This window comes from Clostridium porci (assembly GCF_009696375.1).
GTDB lineage: Bacteria > Bacillota > Clostridia > Lachnospirales > Lachnospiraceae > Enterocloster > Enterocloster porci.
The window spans coordinates 15,372-33,071 of sequence record NZ_VUMD01000012.1 but is presented as its reverse complement, the minus strand read 5'-3'; the positions used below and the strand labels follow the sequence as shown (position 1 = coordinate 33,071).

15 protein-coding genes are annotated in these 17,700 nt (G+C 47.9%); 5 read left to right on the top strand and 10 right to left on the bottom strand.

Annotated elements, in window-relative coordinates; genetic code table 11:
• The first annotated feature begins 92 nt into the window (after positions 1–92).
• A complete protein-coding gene (locus tag FYJ39_RS13530; RefSeq protein ID WP_154473007.1) occupies positions 93–1,550 on the top strand; it encodes a nicotinate phosphoribosyltransferase in 1,458 nt (485 codons plus the stop codon).
• 164 nt (positions 1,551–1,714) lie between these two features.
• On the opposite strand, the gene FYJ39_RS13525 is transcribed toward FYJ39_RS13530, so the two are convergent.
• Positions 1,715–3,037 carry a galactokinase gene (locus tag FYJ39_RS13525; RefSeq protein ID WP_154473006.1) on the bottom strand — a complete coding sequence of 441 codons (1,323 nt, stop codon included), beginning with the start codon at positions 3,035–3,037 and terminating at the stop codon, positions 1,715–1,717.
• Between the two features lie 287 nt (positions 3,038–3,324).
• Here FYJ39_RS13525 and FYJ39_RS13520 point away from each other — a divergent pair, with 287 nt between their 5' ends.
• Complete coding sequence (locus FYJ39_RS13520) at positions 3,325–4,308, top strand: TIGR01212 family radical SAM protein (RefSeq protein WP_154473005.1); 984 nt, start codon at positions 3,325–3,327, stop codon at positions 4,306–4,308.
• An 82-nt stretch (positions 4,309–4,390) separates the two neighbouring features.
• Here the strand turns inward: FYJ39_RS13520 and FYJ39_RS13515 are convergent, their stop codons facing one another.
• From FYJ39_RS13515 to FYJ39_RS13485, 7 genes are all read right to left on the bottom strand, one after another.
• Entirely contained in the window at positions 4,391–5,647 is a 1,257-nt protein-coding gene (locus FYJ39_RS13515) for a CapA family protein (protein ID WP_154473004.1), read from the bottom strand.
• Positions 5,648–5,703: 56 nt separating this feature from the next.
• Complete coding sequence (locus tag FYJ39_RS13510; protein WP_353847289.1) at positions 5,704–6,567, bottom strand: DegV family protein; 864 nt, start codon at positions 6,565–6,567, stop codon at positions 5,704–5,706.
• 455 nt (positions 6,568–7,022) lie between these two features.
• Positions 7,023–9,032 (bottom strand): molecular chaperone HtpG, encoded by a 2,010-nt coding sequence (gene htpG, locus FYJ39_RS13505; RefSeq protein WP_154473003.1) that lies wholly within the window; start codon positions 9,030–9,032, stop codon positions 7,023–7,025.
• Positions 9,033–9,198: 166 nt separating this feature from the next.
• Entirely contained in the window at positions 9,199–10,458 is a 1,260-nt protein-coding gene (locus FYJ39_RS13500; RefSeq protein ID WP_154473002.1) for a 3-isopropylmalate dehydratase large subunit, read from the bottom strand.
• Positions 10,459–10,479: 21 nt separating this feature from the next.
• Entirely contained in the window at positions 10,480–10,971 is a 492-nt protein-coding gene (locus FYJ39_RS13495) for a LeuD/DmdB family oxidoreductase small subunit (RefSeq protein WP_154473001.1), read from the bottom strand.
• Positions 10,972–11,057: 86 nt separating this feature from the next.
• Positions 11,058–12,317 (bottom strand): 3-isopropylmalate dehydratase large subunit, encoded by a 1,260-nt coding sequence (locus tag FYJ39_RS13490; protein WP_154473000.1) that lies wholly within the window; start codon positions 12,315–12,317, stop codon positions 11,058–11,060.
• A 3-nt stretch (positions 12,318–12,320) separates the two neighbouring features.
• On the bottom strand, positions 12,321–12,803 hold the full coding sequence (locus FYJ39_RS13485) for a LeuD/DmdB family oxidoreductase small subunit (protein WP_154472999.1): 483 nt from the start codon (positions 12,801–12,803) through the stop codon (positions 12,321–12,323).
• Positions 12,804–13,341: 538 nt separating this feature from the next.
• Between FYJ39_RS13485 and FYJ39_RS13480 the strand changes: the two genes are divergently transcribed.
• The 3 genes from FYJ39_RS13480 (at position 13,342) to FYJ39_RS13470 (ending at position 16,244) form a co-directional block, all read left to right on the top strand.
• Positions 13,342–14,016: a response regulator transcription factor gene (locus tag FYJ39_RS13480; protein ID WP_154472998.1), complete on the top strand. Its 675-nt coding sequence runs from the start codon at positions 13,342–13,344 to the stop codon at positions 14,014–14,016.
• The gene (locus FYJ39_RS13475; RefSeq protein WP_154472997.1) at positions 14,013–15,377 is read left to right on the top strand and encodes a HAMP domain-containing sensor histidine kinase; all 1,365 of its coding nucleotides are present in this window, start codon (positions 14,013–14,015) and stop codon (positions 15,375–15,377) included. Before FYJ39_RS13480 ends, FYJ39_RS13475 begins: the two co-directional genes overlap by 4 nt.
• A 177-nt stretch (positions 15,378–15,554) precedes the next feature.
• Positions 15,555–16,244, top strand: coding sequence for a PepSY domain-containing protein (locus FYJ39_RS13470; protein WP_154472996.1), 690 nt, complete (start codon positions 15,555–15,557; stop codon positions 16,242–16,244).
• Positions 16,245–16,315: 71 nt separating this feature from the next.
• Here FYJ39_RS13470 and FYJ39_RS13465 read toward each other — a convergent pair whose 3' ends face one another.
• On the bottom strand, positions 16,316–16,948 hold the full coding sequence (locus FYJ39_RS13465) for a sortase (protein WP_154472995.1): 633 nt from the start codon (positions 16,946–16,948) through the stop codon (positions 16,316–16,318).
• The gene (locus FYJ39_RS13460; RefSeq protein WP_154472994.1) at positions 16,935–17,696 is read right to left on the bottom strand and encodes a hypothetical protein; all 762 of its coding nucleotides are present in this window, start codon (positions 17,694–17,696) and stop codon (positions 16,935–16,937) included. The genes FYJ39_RS13465 and FYJ39_RS13460 overlap by 14 nt, the downstream gene beginning before the upstream one ends.
• Positions 17,697–17,700 lie beyond the last annotated feature (4 nt).

Genomic DNA, 17,700 nt, shown 5'->3' with positions numbered 1-17,700 from the left:
CTACTAACTAAAATTGTGCGCAGCCGTAAAACCGCAGCTGTTCCCATTATTTCCGGCGGACAGCTCCCGGCAACGCGCCAGGGAGGAGCTATATGGAACAGAGAAATCTTACGCTATTGACTGACCTGTATGAACTGACTATGATGCAGGGATATTTTAAGGAAAAGGACGCCAACGAAACAGTTATCTTTGATATGTTCTACCGTACCAATCCCCACGGCAACGGCTTTGCCATCTGCGCAGGCCTGGAGCAAGTCATCGAATACATTAACGATCTGCATTTCAGCCAAGAGGATATTGAATACCTCAAAGCACTTGGGATTTTTGAGGAAGACTTTTTGGAATATCTCCGGGGTTTTCAATTCACGGGCGATATCTATGCCATCCCTGAGGGAACCGTCATTTTCCCCAGAGAACCCATTGTGAAGGTTATCGCACCCATTATGCAGGCTCAGCTAATTGAGACGGCTCTGCTAAACATCATCAACCACCAGAGTCTGATTGCCACCAAAACGGAACGAATCGTATATGCCGCCAAGGGGGACGGCGTTATGGAATTTGGACTTCGCCGGGCTCAGGGGCCGGACGCAGGAGTCTATGGAGCAAGGGCTGCCATGATTGCTGGCTGTGTCGGCACATCCAACGTCCTCTGCGGCAAGCTATTTGACATCCCGGTAAAGGGAACCCATGCACACAGCTGGATTATGAGCTTTCCTGACGAGCTGTCAGCCTTCCGTACCTACGCAAAGCTCTATCCCACTGCCTGTATTCTGCTGGTAGATACATACGACACCTTAAATTCAGGCATACCCAATGCCATCCAGGTATTTAAAGAAATGAAGGAGGCCGGTATCCCCCTGACCTTCTATGGCATACGCCTTGACAGCGGCGATTTGGCTTATCTTTCTAAAAAGGCCAAGAAAATGCTGGATGAAGCAGGCTTTTCGGACGCAGTCATTTCCGCCTCTAATGATCTGGACGAGAATCTGATTAACTCTCTGAAAATGCAGGGAGCCGCCATTAATTCCTGGGGTGTGGGTACCAATTTGATTACAGCCAAGGATTGCCCCTCCTTCGGCGGCGTATATAAGCTGGCCGCAGTCAAGGATAAGGGAACCGGCCGGTTTGTTCCCAAAATCAAGCTGTCGGAAAACGCAGAGAAAATCACAAATCCAGGCAACAAAACCATATGGAGAATATATGACAAGGCTACAGGTAAAATTATCGCAGACCTGATCTGCCTGGTGGGCGAAGCATTCAGCCCGGCAAACTCCCTGCTCCTGTTTGATCCCATTGAGACCTGGAAAAAAACCATGCTGGCTCCAGACAGCTATACCTTAAGAGAGCTTTTGATCCCTGTATTCCTGAATGGAAAATGTGTCTATGACTCTCCCAGTGTCATGGAGATTCGGGCCTACTGCGCCAGAGAGCTGGATACTCTGTGGGATGAATCCAAGCGTCTTATCAATCCTCATACGGTTCACGTGGATCTGTCCAACGAGCTATGGCATATGAAAAACAAGCTTCTGGAATCTTATCACAGAAAATAAAGGATAGACGGAAGAGGGATTCCAGCACAAACGGACGAAAGCCCATAGTAAAACACGGCTCCAAATCTCTACAGACCACTTGAAGCCGTGTTGTTCTGTTTCAGAAAGGCTGTTAAAATAGAAATGCAATTTGTTATGGCTTTCCTATTTTACCAGCTCTTTTTTTATTTCTCCAAAGGAGGTACACAAGATGAATTGATGTGATCGTTGATGCAGACGGCGCCATAGGGCCTTATGCTCATTCTGTACGCGCTTCCTTTTCCGGTACAACGCTCAATGTATTCAATATATGCATCCACCAGATCATTTGGCAGCACAGCCATGATAACACCGGCGAAGCCGCCTCCATGAACTCTGCAGGCCCCACGTCCCTTTTCCTCTATGAACAGCTCTGTAAGAGCCAGGGCAACGGTAATTCCCTGCTCCTGATAGCTGGAATTTGTGAAGCAATTCTGCAGCCATTTCCAGGAGGAATTACCGGAAGCGGTGATATTCATTAAGAAATCCTCAAACCGGTTTTCCTTAAGAGCCAGAACCTCAGCCTCCACCCGCTTATTCTCCTGAAAGAAATGGAGCGCTCTAAGCACGGATCGATCCCCTGCAAAGGCACGGATATCCTGAATGTTCTCAATCACCTCCTCCTCCGTTACCTCAGCCAGAACCTCTTTTCCGAAATACTGGGCAACCTTTTTCATCTCATTCGGCACAGCGGAATAATCAGCGCTTAAATCCGCATGCCCCTTGCCCGTCTGGACGATAATAAGACTGTGATTTTGAGACGAGAAATCAAACTCAAGCTTCTCTACCTCTGGAACTGAGGGCTTCGCAAAGTTAATTGTTATCAGACCTCCTACCGCGCAGGCCATCTGATCCAGCAGGCCCGAAGACTTGTCCCAATAGAGATTCTCAGCATATTTCCCTATATGAGCATAGGCAACGGTACTCATACGCCCTCCATTAAAGAAGGTGTTCAGCATAGAGCAAAGCAGCATCTCAAAGGACGCAGAGGAACTGACGCCCGCCGCTGCGATAACATTGCTGGTAACATAGGCGTTAAAGCCGCCTATCTCGTAGCCGGATTCCTTAAAGCCCATAAGCAGGCCCTTTACCAAATCAATCGTGCCTGCCTTTTTAGGGCTGGGTTCCAAATAGTTTAAGTCAATGGCAAAGTCCTGATTGTAAGTCTCACTGATAATATGTACCTGACTGGAAAAATTCTTTGCCGCCACTCCCACGCAGTCCATATTTATACTGCCGGCCAGTACCTTTCCATGGTTGTGATCCGTGTGGTTGCCGCTGATTTCCGTCCGCCCAGGAGATGAAAACAGCATTACATTCTCCTGATTTCCAAAGGCCTTCTCATATCCCAAAAGAAGGCTTCTGTAACGTTCCACATTCTCAGCCACTGCCGCCTTACCATAAAACTCCTCCAATAGCCTCCTGGCTCCGTCTCCCTCCAGAAGCTTCACCGTCTCATGTACATTCATGACTTACCTCTCCTTTTTACTCTGAATTAAGGGCATGCCCTTTTTGTGATTAGTTTAACATATAAACAAGCTAAACTACAATAGAATATTCTTCAATTTGTATATATTATTATTAAAATTAAGTAGCGGTACAGTCGCTTTATTGGTATAATTTCGAAGAAAAGGTAGCGGAAAAAGAGACAGTACAGGCCTTTCAGGTATAAAAATCCCCAAGTCCCCTGGTTTTACTGGGATTAAACCGATTTTAGGTATTAATGACGCTACCGGTACAGAAGGGAGAGAGCCATATGAACGATTGGAACGGAAAACCCTACCACTCTCTGGATTATGAGCTGAAAAGGCAATTCGGACAAAAAATATACAAGCTCTCTCTGGAAAGCGGCATGACCTGCCCGAACCGAGACGGCACTTTGGGAACAGGGGGCTGTATCTTTTGCAGCGAGGGGGGAGCCGGTGACTTTGCAGAGGGCCTAACAGCCAGAGCTTACCATGCCAGAGAGCTTCCCCTTGAACCAGCTTCCCTGGCAAAGGAAGTATTCGCCCAAATTGAGGCAGCCAAGACCCAGGTTCAAAGGAAAATGCCCTCCGGGCCAAAGCCCCGGTATATCGCCTATTTTCAGTCCTACACGAACACCTACGGACCTATAGCCTATCTGGAGCCGCTGTTTACCGCAGCCATCCATCATCCTGACATTGCGGTCTTGTCCATCGCTACAAGACCAGACTGCCTGGGTGATTCTGTGATCAAGCTCCTCTCTGAGCTGAACCAGATTAAGCCAGTATGGGTAGAGCTGGGCCTGCAAACCATTCACGAGACAACAGCCTCCTTTATCCACCGCGGCTATGAGCTGCCTGTCTTTGAGGATGCCCTTTCCCGCTTGAACACTGCCCGTCTGACCTCTGTCATCCATGTGATCCTGGGGCTTCCAGGAGAATCCCGCCATATGATGTATTCCACAATCCGTTACCTGGCCGCAAAGCCCATACAGGGTATCAAGCTGCAGCTTCTACATGTGCTAAAGGGAACGGCTCTGGCTTCCCTTTATGAAAGAAGCCCCTTTCCCATCTTTACTTTGGAGGAATACATTGATACGGTTATAAACTGTCTGGAGCTTCTGCCAGAAGAGGTAGTAATCCACAGGCTCACTGGCGACGGGCCCAAGCCGTTGCTTATAGCGCCGGCCTGGAGCGGCAATAAAAGGCTGGTGTTAAACTCCCTCCATAAGAAATTGAAGGAAACCGGCAGCTGGCAGGGAAAAAAATGCAATTAAAAGATACAGGAATCCACTATCACCCCACCCTCCGACTCCCAGTCCAGGCTTTTACCCACATAAAAGCAGCAGGCTCCATGGCCTACTGCTCCCTGTATCCGTTCCTGTCTACAACAGCACCATAGGAGATAGATGTCATATAATCATAGAACCTCTCCTTCTCATTATCATCTGTAACTGCTCTCGTAAACCCGGCTGAGGATACTCCAGGCACCATCCCAAGCCTTACATTCTCTCCGTCCCAATCCACAGTCAGGAGAGCGGTTCTGGGTATGCTGCTTCCAAATATAAAATTACCCAGGCTATATACAATGGGCTTGCCCTTATAGTACTCCACCCCCTGCAGCACATGGGGGTGGCTTCCGATGACAATATCCGCCCCAGCGTCTATATATTGCTGTCCCAGAGTCCTCTGATACGCCTGTGGTCTTTCATCCCGCTCAATCCCCCAGTGGACGTAGACAATCACAAGGTCACATACCTCTCTTGCTGCCCGGATCTCCTTTAAAAGCACTGACGGGTCATAGGTTGTCAACATTCCAGGCCCCGAAGCTGTTGCGTTCCAGGAGCCTGTGGGAATCACTCGTGAGGCTCCCAAAAATCCAACCTTCTTCCCTTTAAGCTCCATAATCACCGGCTTTTTAGCCTCATCCAGATTCGCCCCTGCCCCTACCCGGCGGATACCTGCCTCATCCAGAGCCTGACAGGTATCCAATAACGCATCTGTTCCATAGTCCAGAGCATGGTTGTTCGCAAGCGTTACAATATTGATCCCCAATTCATGAAATAGGGAAATCTTCTCAGGAGGCAGACGGAAGGTGTACTGCTTATCCGCAGCCGCCTCTCCTCTGTTGCTGAAGGGAAACTCCTGATTCACCATAAACACATCACTGCCATCAATCACACTGCGAAGCTCATCATCCACCACGCCGTCAATCGTTCCAGCCTCACCATAAGCCTTCAGCACATGATCCGACAGCAGCACATCTCCGGCAAACACAAAGCGCAACGGGGAAGCTTCTGAAACTATATCCCTTACAGGCTCCTCAGCTTCCAGTTCCTCCCTCTCCGGCGTCTGGTTTCCGGCTGCAGCTCCCTCCCCTTCCTCTCCGGCCGCTGTGTCCAGACTGTCTATACGTTCTGAACCGCTGTCATCCTCTGCTCCTCTGGGTTCACCAGCCCCGGCGCTCTTCTCCTTCCCTTCCTCCATGGACACCTCAACAAGCTCAGAGCTTACGTACCGGTTCTGTCCCATATGCCATACCAGGTATCCAATCATTCCTGCCAGCAGCAAGCCGAGAAGCCCGGCTGCCGCCAGTATCCATCCAAATCGTTTCATTCAAATCCTCTATCTGTTCACTTATATCCAGCCTTACCAGGAAGGCCCCCTTTTGCCTATATAGCCAGCACAATTCCGCCATCATTGGCATAAACCGTAGCCACACCAGCCGCATTGGTAATCACAATCTCCTTAAAGGCCGCCCGTTTCTCTAGCTCCTCCTTCACAAACCGGGCCCGTTCAAAATGGTTCACATGACATACCACCGCCCGCTTGCCGGAAGTATCTCCAGCCTTCTTCACAGCAATATCACACATTTTCTGCAAGGCCTTAGAAATGCCTCTGGCCTGATCCAGCTTGATAATCCTTCCTTTGTCAGATCCCATCACAGGTTTAATATTCAAGGCTGTGGCAAAAAATGCCTGAAGGCCGGACAAACGTCCATTCTTTCGAAGCGTATCCAAACTCTCCAGTACAAAATAGGTCTCCATTTCATCCCGGTAGGCCAATGCCTTTTTTGAAACCTCCTCAAAGCTTAATCCAGCTTCACACAAGTCCCTGATAAACATAGCCAAATTTAACTGGCCTGAAGAAGCAGACAACGAGTCGATAACCAGAATCTTCTTCATATTCTCTTCCAGCCCACGCTCTGCCATCTCCTCCTGATAAAGCTTCTTAGCCAATACTGCGCAATTCTGGCTTCCGCTGAGATGTCCCGATAAAGTAATTACAAAAACAGCGTCCGCATCTGCTGCCTCATAAGCCTCCTTAAACATTTCCGGGGAAGGACAGGCCGTCTTCGGACACTCCGGGCAGGCCCGCACCAGCTTCAGAAAAGCCTTCTGATCAAAGGTCTCGTCATCTACAATCTGTACGCTTCCCACCTGCAAGGTCAGCGGAATCATCTGATATCTTTCATCCTGTTTCATTTCCTCAGTCAGATCCAGACAACTGTCTCCGATAATTTTATAGGTCATCATTATGTCCTCCGGTTTTATATGTTCTTAACATGTAGTATTCATTACTACTTATTATATCAGTATGTATCACAAAATGCAATCCTTAATATCATATTGCCTGGAGTGTTTCATGAAGCCTCCAAAGCCATCCCCGCCACCACACAAAAAAATCTAAAGTTAAGTTCTCCTTTGGATTCTATTTTCTTCCAGCAATCGTTATCTCTGTTCCCAGTTCAAGATCGCTAAACACTTTAAAGTAAGATGATGTCATTGTATGATAGCGCAAGTCATAGTCCTTTTTTATATAAATTGGATAATTCCCCTTTGTTCCAGAATAAAAGAATTCTGATTCTGCTGAGCCAGCCCTGTCATATTATACAGGGCAGAGAAGCAGGCGGATGAAAAAGAGCCAGAATAAGGAAAAGGACGCTGCCGGCAGATAAATTCCTCTGCCGAAGCGCCTCTCACGCATTTTTCTATTTACCGGCTTCTCCGGTAAGAATCATCAAAATCTCATTGCTTCGCTTTACAAATTTCTCCATGCGCTCCGGCGCCAAAGCGCCTCTGCTGATTCCCGCCAGATCATAGAGTTGTTCACAGATCTTCACTGTATTGTCCCCCTCCTTATGGTTCAGGACATACTGCACCAATGGATGATTGTAATTCAGAACCAGACTCTCTCCGTTGCCGCCGAACATGTTCATATCCATGCCGCCCATGCTGTACATCTGCATCATTTCCTGCATACGCCGGGTATCCTCAGACACTGTAATCATGGAGGCAACTTCCGGATTCTTCATTTTTTCCACTTTGATTTCCAGCTTATCGTTAGCCAGAGCCTTCTTAAACACCTCAGTCAGTTCTTTTGAGGTATTTTTAAACTCCTCGTCGTCCTCTTTTACCTCCTCCTTAAATACAGTATCCAGATCCGTATCAATTCTCAGGAACTTAAGCCCCTCCTTCTTCTGCTCCACATGAGTGATAAATGGAGAGTCAATGGCCGCAGGCATAATTACCGCGTCAATTCCCTCTTTCTTAAACATATTGATGTATTGGCTCTGCTCCTGCTGATTGGTCACATAGAAGATAGTATTTTCATGCTTCTCCTTGTTGGCCTCCAGGCAGTCTGTAAGGGTGAGGTATTTGCCCTCCAGATTCTTATAGAGAATATAGTCTCCCATCTTCTCAGCAAATTTCTCGTCCTTAATATATCCAAATTTGATAAACGGAGCAATATCATCCCAGTACTTCTCGTAGCTCTCACGATCGGTCTTGCACATGCCTGACAGCTTATCTGCCACCTTCTTGGTGATATAATCTGAAATCTTCTTCACAAATCCATCATTTTGCAGCGCGCTTCTGGACACATTCAGAGGCAGATCCGGGCAGTCGATAACCCCCTTAAGAAGCATTAGAAACTCTGGAATTACTTCTTTAATATTATCTGCGATAAATACCTGATTGTTGTACAGCTTGATGGTTCCCTCCAGGCTGTCATACTGCATATTAATCTTTGGAAAATACAGAATACCCTTTAAATTGAAGGGATAGTCCATGTTCAGATGAATCCAGAACAGAGGCTCCTTGTAATCCCTGAATACCTTGCGGTAAAAATCCTTGTATTCCTCCTGGGTACACTCGTTAGGATGCTTGCACCACAGGGGATTGGTATCATTCAGAGCAACAGGACGCTTTAAAATCTTATACTTCTCCCTGGATGGCTCTATTTCAACCGTCTCCTTCGTGCCGTCCTCCTTTTCCTTCTCCTCCGTCTTCGCAGGCTCGATGACAGTCTCGACGATCTTGTCCTTATCTGTCAGCTCCTCCTTCTCGATGGTCTCATACTGGGGCTCAGCAGTCTCATTATTCAGGAAAATAGGCACCGGCATAAACGCGCAGTACTTCTCAATCACTTCCCTCGCTCTGTACTCATTGCTAAATTCCATGCTGTCCTCATTAAGATAAAGGGTAATAGCCGTTCCTACGGTCTCCTTATCCCCTTCTCCCATCTCATACTCAATACCGCCCTCAGATTCCCAGTGGGTAGCCTTGGCGTCCTTCTGATAAGACAGGGAGTCGATGGTCACCCTGTCCGCCACCATGAACGCAGAGTAAAAGCCCAGGCCGAAATGCCCGATAATCTGATCCTCATTGGCCTTATCCTTATACTTGTCCATGAAATCCTGAACACCGGAAAAAGCGATCTGATTGATGTACTTATCAATCTCCTCCTCCGTCATACCAAGGCCGTTATCGGTAATTCGAATGGTCTTGTCAGTGGGGTTCACCGTCACCTGAATCTTGTATTCCACATCCTCCGGTTTCTCATACTCCCCCATCAACTCAAGCTTTTTAAGCTTGGTAATGGCATCACAGCCATTGCTGATTAACTCCCTGTAGAAAATATCATGGTCTGAATACAGCCACTTTTTAATTACTGGGAAAATGTTTTCGCTGGTAATTGATAAACTGCCTTTCTTTGCCATTGATTATCCGCCTCTTTTCTATCATTTCGTATTGCTTTCAATTCTTTTCCGGAGCCTTGTTCACAAACTCTATTTTAGTACGAGGACAGGAAAATGTCAACAAAAAATTAGCACTCATTTTTATCGAGTGCTAATAACATTCAATGCAGCCAAAAGAGAACGTCCTTTACAGCGATCTGCCTCCGGGCCTCACAATCCTTCCGGCCACGGCACAAGCCGCTGCCGTCCTAGGAGAAGCCAGATATATTTCTACCTTAGAGGTTCCCATTCTCCCCAGAAAGTTCCGGTTATTCGTTGCCACCACCCGCTCACCGTCGCTTAAGATTCCTCCGGTTCTTCCGCAGCATAGCCCGCAGCCAGGATGAGTGATAATAGCCCCTGCCTCCGCCAGAATCTCAATGGCTCCGCAGGCAATGGCCTCATTATAAATCTTCCGGCTGGCCGGCGTCACAATCAGCTTCACATAGCCGGCTACCCGTTTGCCTTTCAGCACCTGGGCCGCCGCTATTAGATCCTCCAACCGCCCGTTGGTGCAGGAGCCGATAAATACCTGATCGATTACAGTTCCTTCCAGTTCACTTACATCTCTAATCTTATCTACCTGAGAGGGGCATGCCATAACCGGCACGAAATCCTCCGCCCTGTATACCATTGTTCTCATATATGAGGCGTCCTTATCTCCCTCCAGGTTTTTCTGGTAGTCATTCAGCTCAATTCTGCAGTACTCTGCCGTCTTGTCATCCGGAGTAAACAGCGCGCATTTCGCGCCTGCCTCCACAGCCATATTTGCTATGGTCATACGGCTTGCAACTGTCATCTCCCTCACAGCGCTCCCGGTAAATTCCAAAGCCCTGTAAGTAGCGCCGTCCGCCCCCAAATCTCCGATCAGCCGGAGGATAATATCCTTTGACATCACATCCTCCGGCAGCTTTCCTTCAATCACCACCTTGATCGTCTCAGGAACCTTAATCCACATTGTACCAGTACCCAGAATACTTGCCATCTCCGTGTACCCGATACCAGAGGAAAATGCTCCCACACAGCCGTAGGTGGTTGTATGGCTGTCAGTGCCAAAGACCACGTCTCCAGGCTTTACATATCCCTCCTCAGTCATAAGCTGGTGGCAAATACCGTCGCTTCTATGTACATGTTCCATCCCATACCTGGCCGCAAATGCATCCCCAATCCGGAAATGTCTGGTATCATCTAATTGGCTGGCCGGAACCAGATGATCGTAAATCAGAACTGCCTTATCCGGGGCCCAGAGTTTTTTAAACCCCATCTCTTCAAATTTTTCAGCCACAAAGGGGATAAAAATATCGTGTATCATCACCCGATCTACCTTTACAGTAACAATATCCCCCGGCTTCACAGAAGCCGCACCTGTGTTATGCTTTATGATCTTTTCAATGATTGTATTTCCCATGCCAATCTCCTCAATCCATTCCTAATCCAGCCCATTTTGCTTTCTCATGGCTTTAACCAGCCCTCCTGCGTTGATAATATCCACCAGGTTTTGGGGAAGGGAGGCAATGGGGTATTCCCTGCCTTTATATTCCACATAGCGGTTGACCGCCACTGTAATGCTGTCTCCTTCCGTCATATCATCATAAAGATCCGGCTGTTCTATGAGCAGCAGCCCATTGTTTATCGAATTGCGAAAAAAGATTCTGGCAAAGGACTTGGCAATCACGCATTTGACACCCAATGCCTTAATAATCTCCGGCGCCTGCTCCCTGGAGGAGCCGCAGCCAAAGTTCCTGCCGGCCACGATTATATCCCCCTCCCTCATCTGTCCGGCCAGCTCCGGGCGCAGAGGGCTAAAGCCGTACTGTTTCATATCGTCAATGGTCTTAAGGGCCAGATATTCTGTCGGAATGATAATATCCGTGTCAATATCATCTCCCAGCACCCAGACCTTCCCTGTATATATCTCCATATCCAATTCCTTTCTCTTAGTTTGCCAGCAGCTTATACTGCTGAGCCTGGGAAGGGAGCTCTCAGCTTGCTGCAGGGGCCTTTGATTTATATACCGGAGACCTGCTTTGCCAGGGCGATCTTTCCTGCGACGGCCGAGGCCGTAACCGTAGCAGCCGACCCCAGGTAGACCTTAGAGCTTGGGTGCCCTGCACGTCCCTTAAAATTACGGGTTCCTGTGCTGATAAGCACTTCATTTTCTCCCATAACACCCTGACAGCTTCCCCAGCACACACTGCAGTTAGGATTCATTACAACAGCTCCTGCTTCCATAAAGATGCCAATAAGCCCTTCCTTCAACGCCTGCCTATACACCTCAAGGCTTGCAGGAACCACCAGAAAGCGTACTCCTTCAGCTACCCGTTTGCCCTTTAAAATCCCGGCTCCCACCCGCAGCTCCTCAATTCTTCCGTTATTGCAGGAGCCTAAAAATGCTTCATCAATCCTGATACCCAGCACCTCCTTTGCAGGCACCACATCATCTACAAAATCAGGCCTTGCCACCACAGGTTGTATTCCGGACAGATCAAAGGTGTACTCTCTGGCATAGACCGCATCCTCATCACTGGTATACACAGCCTTGGGCTCCCTTCCACGGGCTCTCAGATATTCCAAAGCAACCTCGTCCGCCTCAAATATACCTGTTTTAGCTCCTGCCTCCACTGCTAAATTACACAGCACCATGCGGTCATCCACACTGAGGCTTCCGGCCCCTTCTCCCCCAAACTCCATTACCTGGTAATTGCATCCGTTGGCCCCGATCTCTCCGATAATCGTAAGCATCAAATCTCTTGGATAAACTCCATCAGGGAGCTTCCCCACCAGATTAAACCTCACAGTCTCAGGCACCAGCACCCAGGAGGTTCCTGTCACCATTCCATAGAGGAAATCCGTACATCCTACCCCAGTTCCAAAGGCCCCCAAAGCTCCGTAGGTACAGGTATGGCTGTCCGCCCCGAAGATTAGCTCTCCAGGACAAACGTAATTCTCCATCATAATCTGATGGCATACTCCCTTTCCCTCCCAGAAATCAATCTTATGCTCTCTCGCAAAATCCCGCATCTTCTTCTGGGAAGCTGCTGTCTTCGGATTGTCCGCAGGCACATTATGATCTACGATAAAAACCAGCTTTGACCTGTCTGCAATCTGTGGATTTTTAAGGTTATTATTGTACATATCAACGGTCAGGTGGGTCGTTCCGTCATTGCTCATCAGGCGATCCAAATTGACGGTATGTATATCACCCGGCTTTACAAAGTCTACTCCTGCTGCCGCCGCTATAATTTTCTCTGCAATGGTCATTCCCATTTCTTACGCCTCCTCCCTATTTAAAGCCGCAATCAGCCCCCCCTGATTCAGAATATTCTGCATATATTCAGGAAGCTTCGTACAGGGATATTCCTTCCCCCCTGTCCTGGCAACTCCCTCTGACAGGGAAAGCTCCATCGTGTCTCCCGTGTTTACCACATCCGGAAGCTCCTTGCATACAATCACAGGAAGTCCAATATTGATCGCGTTTCTATAAAAAATCCTGGCAAATGATTTAGCAACCACAGCTCTTACGCCCAGGGCCTTCAACACACTGGGAGCCTGCTCCCTGGAGGAACCGCAGCCAAAATTCTCCTCTCCTACTATGTAATCCCCCTCCTTTACCTTCTTTGGAAAATCCGGATCCAGAGACTCAAAGGCATGCTCCTTCATCTCCTCAATGGTTGGCAATAAAAGGTACTGTGAACCAATTATTTGATCCGTGTCCAGGTCACTATGGAATTTAAAAATCTTTCCGCCTGACATAAGGCAATCCCTCCTGCTGAAAATAATACGCATCTTATGCATCTGTTTATATAGCATACCATAAAGTTTGCCATCATAATAATACATGATAAGAATAGTTAGTATATTGTGGGGTTATGAAAAGCCTCATAAAATAGAAAACAGACAAAACGCCTGCTGACAAAAAAGAGAACGTCCGCTATAATGAGGATAGCAATCTCTTGCCGGGCGTTCCTTACAGCAGCCATGAACACATGGCAGCAAATACATATCAGCCCGAACTGATAACAGCATTATATGCCGATTCAGTCAAGTGGATGTCCCGCTTAAATATAACCCCCCTTGTGCTTACCGGGGTTGTGGCCGGCTTGAGCAGCCATATACCATAGATTATTATATAGATAGGTAATTGTGAGACTCACTGTCCAGACTTTATATATTTTGATAGGAAAGAAAGCTAAACTGAATGCATTCAGATAAAACTTTGTATGGTTTTATAAGGCTTTCAGAGTTTCGTAATTACCTAATACGATTACATATAAAAAGGAGAAATCACCTTATGAGGCTTCTTATCGCTGAGGATGAAAAGGGATTAAATCAGGTTCTTGTAAAACGGCTGGAAGGGGAACACTATACAGTAGACGCCTGCTATGACGGCGAGGCAGCTTTGGATTATATCCGCATGACTGACTACGACGCCATTATTCTGGATATTATGATGCCCAAGCTGGACGGCATGAAGGTTCTAAAGCAGCTGCGCGGCGAAGGAATCAAAGCTCCAGTTTTGTTGCTTACTGCCAGGGACGGCATACAGGATCGGGTATCAGGACTGGACTGCGGAGCAGACGACTATATGGTAAAGCCCTTTGCCTTTGACGAGCTTCTGGCTAGAATCCGGGTTATGCTCCGGCGTACATCGGATCATGTGAGCAACCGCTATGAGCTGGCAGATCTTGTGGTAGACTGTGAAGCTCATCGGATTATGCGGGGTGAACAGGAAATAACTCTGTCCAGCAAGGAATTTTCTGTTCTGGAATACCTGATACGGAATAAAGGAATTGTACTCAGCCGCGAAAAAATCGAAGCCCATATCTGGAACTACGATTATGCAGGAGGCTCCAACGTGGTGGATGTTTACATCCGCTACCTGAGGAAGAAAATTGACGAGGGCTTTGAGCAAAAGCTGATTCATACAGTTCGGGGCGCCGGCTATGTACTGAGGGCGGATGAATGAAACGATTGTCCATTAAAATGCGTGTAACCTTGTGGTATACAGGAATTATGGTTCTGCTGTCCGGCCTGGCCCTGGCTGTGCTTTTGTCTGCCAGCAACCGCTATATACAAAACAATGTAAAAAACCGGCTGGAAGAACGAGTATTTTCCTGCCTTCATGAAATAAAATGGGACTGGGAGGATGGGCAGCTAGACATAGATGATGATTTGAGCGTCTTTCAAAATGAGGTCTGGCTTGGCATTTATGACCGTCTGGGCTATCCCCTGTTCGGTCAGGCGCCCGGCAATTTCCCGGATGGAATGGTATTCAAGGATGGCCGGCAGCAGGTCATTCGTGAGGGCGGTTCTGTGTGGCACGTATATGACAGACACCTGGAGGTGCCAGGCTACGGCCCAGTCTGGATTCGGGGCATTTCCTCCCAGACAGACTCAGAGGAGGCATTGACTGCTATCTCCCATATTGCCCTTGTGCTGTTTCCATTTCTGGCAGCGCTTGCAGCTGTAGGCGGCTATCTTATCACCAAACGCGCCTTCCTTCCTGTAATTCAGATGTCAGCCACTGCCAGGGGCATCAGCACAGGCGGAGATCTGTCTCAGAGAATTGGTCTGGTCAAAGGAAAGGATGAGCTTTACCAGCTGGCTGGCACCTTCGATGAGATGCTTGAGCAGCTGGAGCGTCAATTTGAGAAGGAAAAACGATTCACCTCCGACGTATCTCACGAACTTAGGACGCCCATCTCTGTGATTATCTCCCAATGTGAATACGCGCTGGAGCATGCGCCGGAGGGAAGTCCGGAGAGTGAAAGCCTTCAAAGTATTCTGGAGCAATCCCAGAGAATGGCCCGGCTGGTTTCTCAGCTTCTTACCTTATCCAGAGCAGACTGCAACACCCAGCAGCTTCAACTGGAAACAGTGAATATAAGTGAGCTTTGTGAAATGGTAGCCCAGGAATTAGAAGAAGCTGCAGCCCAAAAGAGCATCTCTCTGGAGCTTGCGGTTCAGCCGGATGTTTTGATACAGGCAGATGAAACTATGATCATGCGTCTGTTCATCAATCTGATTTCCAACGCTGTCAGCTATGGCAGGACAGGCGGACACATTAAGGTGGGCCTTTCCTCTGATGAAAAAGGTGTAAAGGGTTATGTAAAGGATGATGGAATCGGTATTCCCGAAGAATGCCTGGGCCATGTGTGGGAGCGTTTTTATCAGGTAAATCCCTCCCGTACGGTTGAAAAAGGACGCGGCGCCGGCCTGGGTCTTTCTATGGTAAAATGGATTGTTTCAGCCCACGGCGGTTCCATAAGGGCAGAAAGCGAGTTGGGAAAGGGAAGCTGTTTTTCTTTTGAATTTCCTGTTCTATAAATAAATTAACCTGTTGCGCCGGATAAACTAACAAGCTCCAACAAAATATGCAGCCCTAATTTGTAGGGCTAATAATTGGATGAATTTTTTATTTTTTAATCTAGCTTTAATTATTATGGCCTATACTTCATAGCAAATGAAAATAAGCTTAATTCAAATTGAAAAGGAGTACTGATTATGAAAAAAAATTCATTGATTGTATTAGCAGTTGTCTCTGCCTTATCTCTGTCCCTTACCGGCTGTGCCAGCGCAGCCCCACAACGTACAACGGCCTCAACCCAGGCCGTCGCCCCCCAGCCGGCTGCTCCCCAGTCCCTCTCTCAAAGCTCCTCTCCCCTGCCTCCTGATCCGGCTGCAGCTAAGGAATCGAACATAGCTGTTTCTGCCGTTACCTCACCTGCATCAGCAGCAGGCATCATTTCAGAAAGCAAGGCTTTGGAAATTGCCCGCACTCATGCAGGCGTCAAGCCGGAGGATATTCTCTACTCGGATGTTAAGCTGGAAACAGATAATGGCATACAGACATATGATGTAAATTTCTTTACTCAGGGAAAGGAGTATGATTACGATATTCTCGCAGCTACCGGAGAAATCAGCAGCTACGACTACGAGGTTGAGGATCATGTCTGGGCCGGCCAGCAAAGCGGCGCACAGACAGGCGCTGTCACCATAGATCAGGCTCAGAAGCTGGCTCTGGAACGGGTTCCCGGCGCAGACGCTTCACATATCAGGATTAAAACTGACACAGACAATGGAAAAACCATTTTTGAAGGAAGTATTATTTACGATAATGTAGAATACGATTTCGAGATTGATGCTGCTACCGGTTCCATACTGGAGTGGGACTCAGAATCTGTGTTTGACTAACGGCCACGAATACACTCAATCCAAGCCGGGAGATACGTTTTCAAGGATAAAAAGAATTATGCCCTGGAAGATCATAGGCTGATCTCCGGGGTGTCCATCCTCTTACAGCGCACTGCGATCCTCCGCGTACCTCCTATGGTGCAGGTGAAGAGTGTCAGATCCCAGCCGCCTTTCTTTATCTGTTCTACTGCGTTTTTTTCCAGAATTTCCTGTGAAATTACTTTATAAAAATATGTAATGCCATGTACATCTGTAAATCTGATCTCATCTCCTGCCTGCAGCTTCTTCAGCCTTCCGAAATGAGAATCATAATTATGACCTGCGATGATCATATCATTCTGATATACAGAACCAGTATAACGGCAGGGAGCGATTCTGAGCTTCGGATAGCTCCACTCTCCCATAACTGGTAGTTCCAGCCTCAATGAGGGTATCTCCAGCATACCGATATAGTTTTCTTTGTCGATAACAACTGCTGTGATCTCTTCCTGCTCATCTGTCCTGCTGCTATCCGCCGGCACATCCTTTTTGTCCATTTCCTTCTCCTGGCTATCCATATGGCTTTCCAGCACTGCCGCAATCTTGCCTGCCTCCTCCTTTGCCCTCCAGGAATCCCAGAGATTATACCCTGTTAAAAGAAGGGCCGCTGCAAGAAGCAGCAGCCCTCCATCTATGAAAGCTAAACCTTTTTTAGTCCGCATCATCCTGTCTTCGTTCCTTTCCTCTTATGAATCCTGTCTTCAGGCACAAAGCACCGCTTGCCGCTAAAATCGGTACAGGCCACCAAAGCTGACCTGTCTGAGGAAGCCTTCCGCTTGGAGGAATTTCTTCTGCAGGAGCCAAAGGAATCTGTTCCTCCGGAATCATCACAGACCCCGTTGTAATAATAGAGCCTCTTCCTGCGCCGAAGCCACCTCCCAAAGAACCTCCGCTGGAACCTCCGCCAGTTATCTCCTCCGCAGTGAATACCCAAACAATATCCGCCGAAGCCGCCTGGAACTCATTTCCCATTTCCAGCGGAGCCTTCAAGGACACATCCAGCTGCGCTTCTTCTCCTGCTGAAAAATTACCGAGGCTCACATTCTCTGTCAGCCCGCCCTTTTGGCCGGCAGATGCGTCTGACAATATCGTTTCTCCCTGTTTTACTATCAGCGTCATCTGTTTTAGAAAGGCCTCTGCCGTCTCATCATAGCTTTCCGCTCTGAGATAAATATTCACACCGCGGCTGGTACTCACTGTATTTTTTACCGTAATCGTCTGAGTCAGGGTATCTCCCGGCATTACACCCTTAAAATTCTGAAACAGATCGGTATTTCCGGGAACAAATACGAAATTCTCAGCTCCTCCTTTATAGGTTACGGAACTGTCTGACGCCGCTGCCGCAAATGCCATTGAACCAGAGCTAACGACTGTTAAAGCCAGGGCTGCCAGCCTGCTTTTTAATCTACTCATGCCT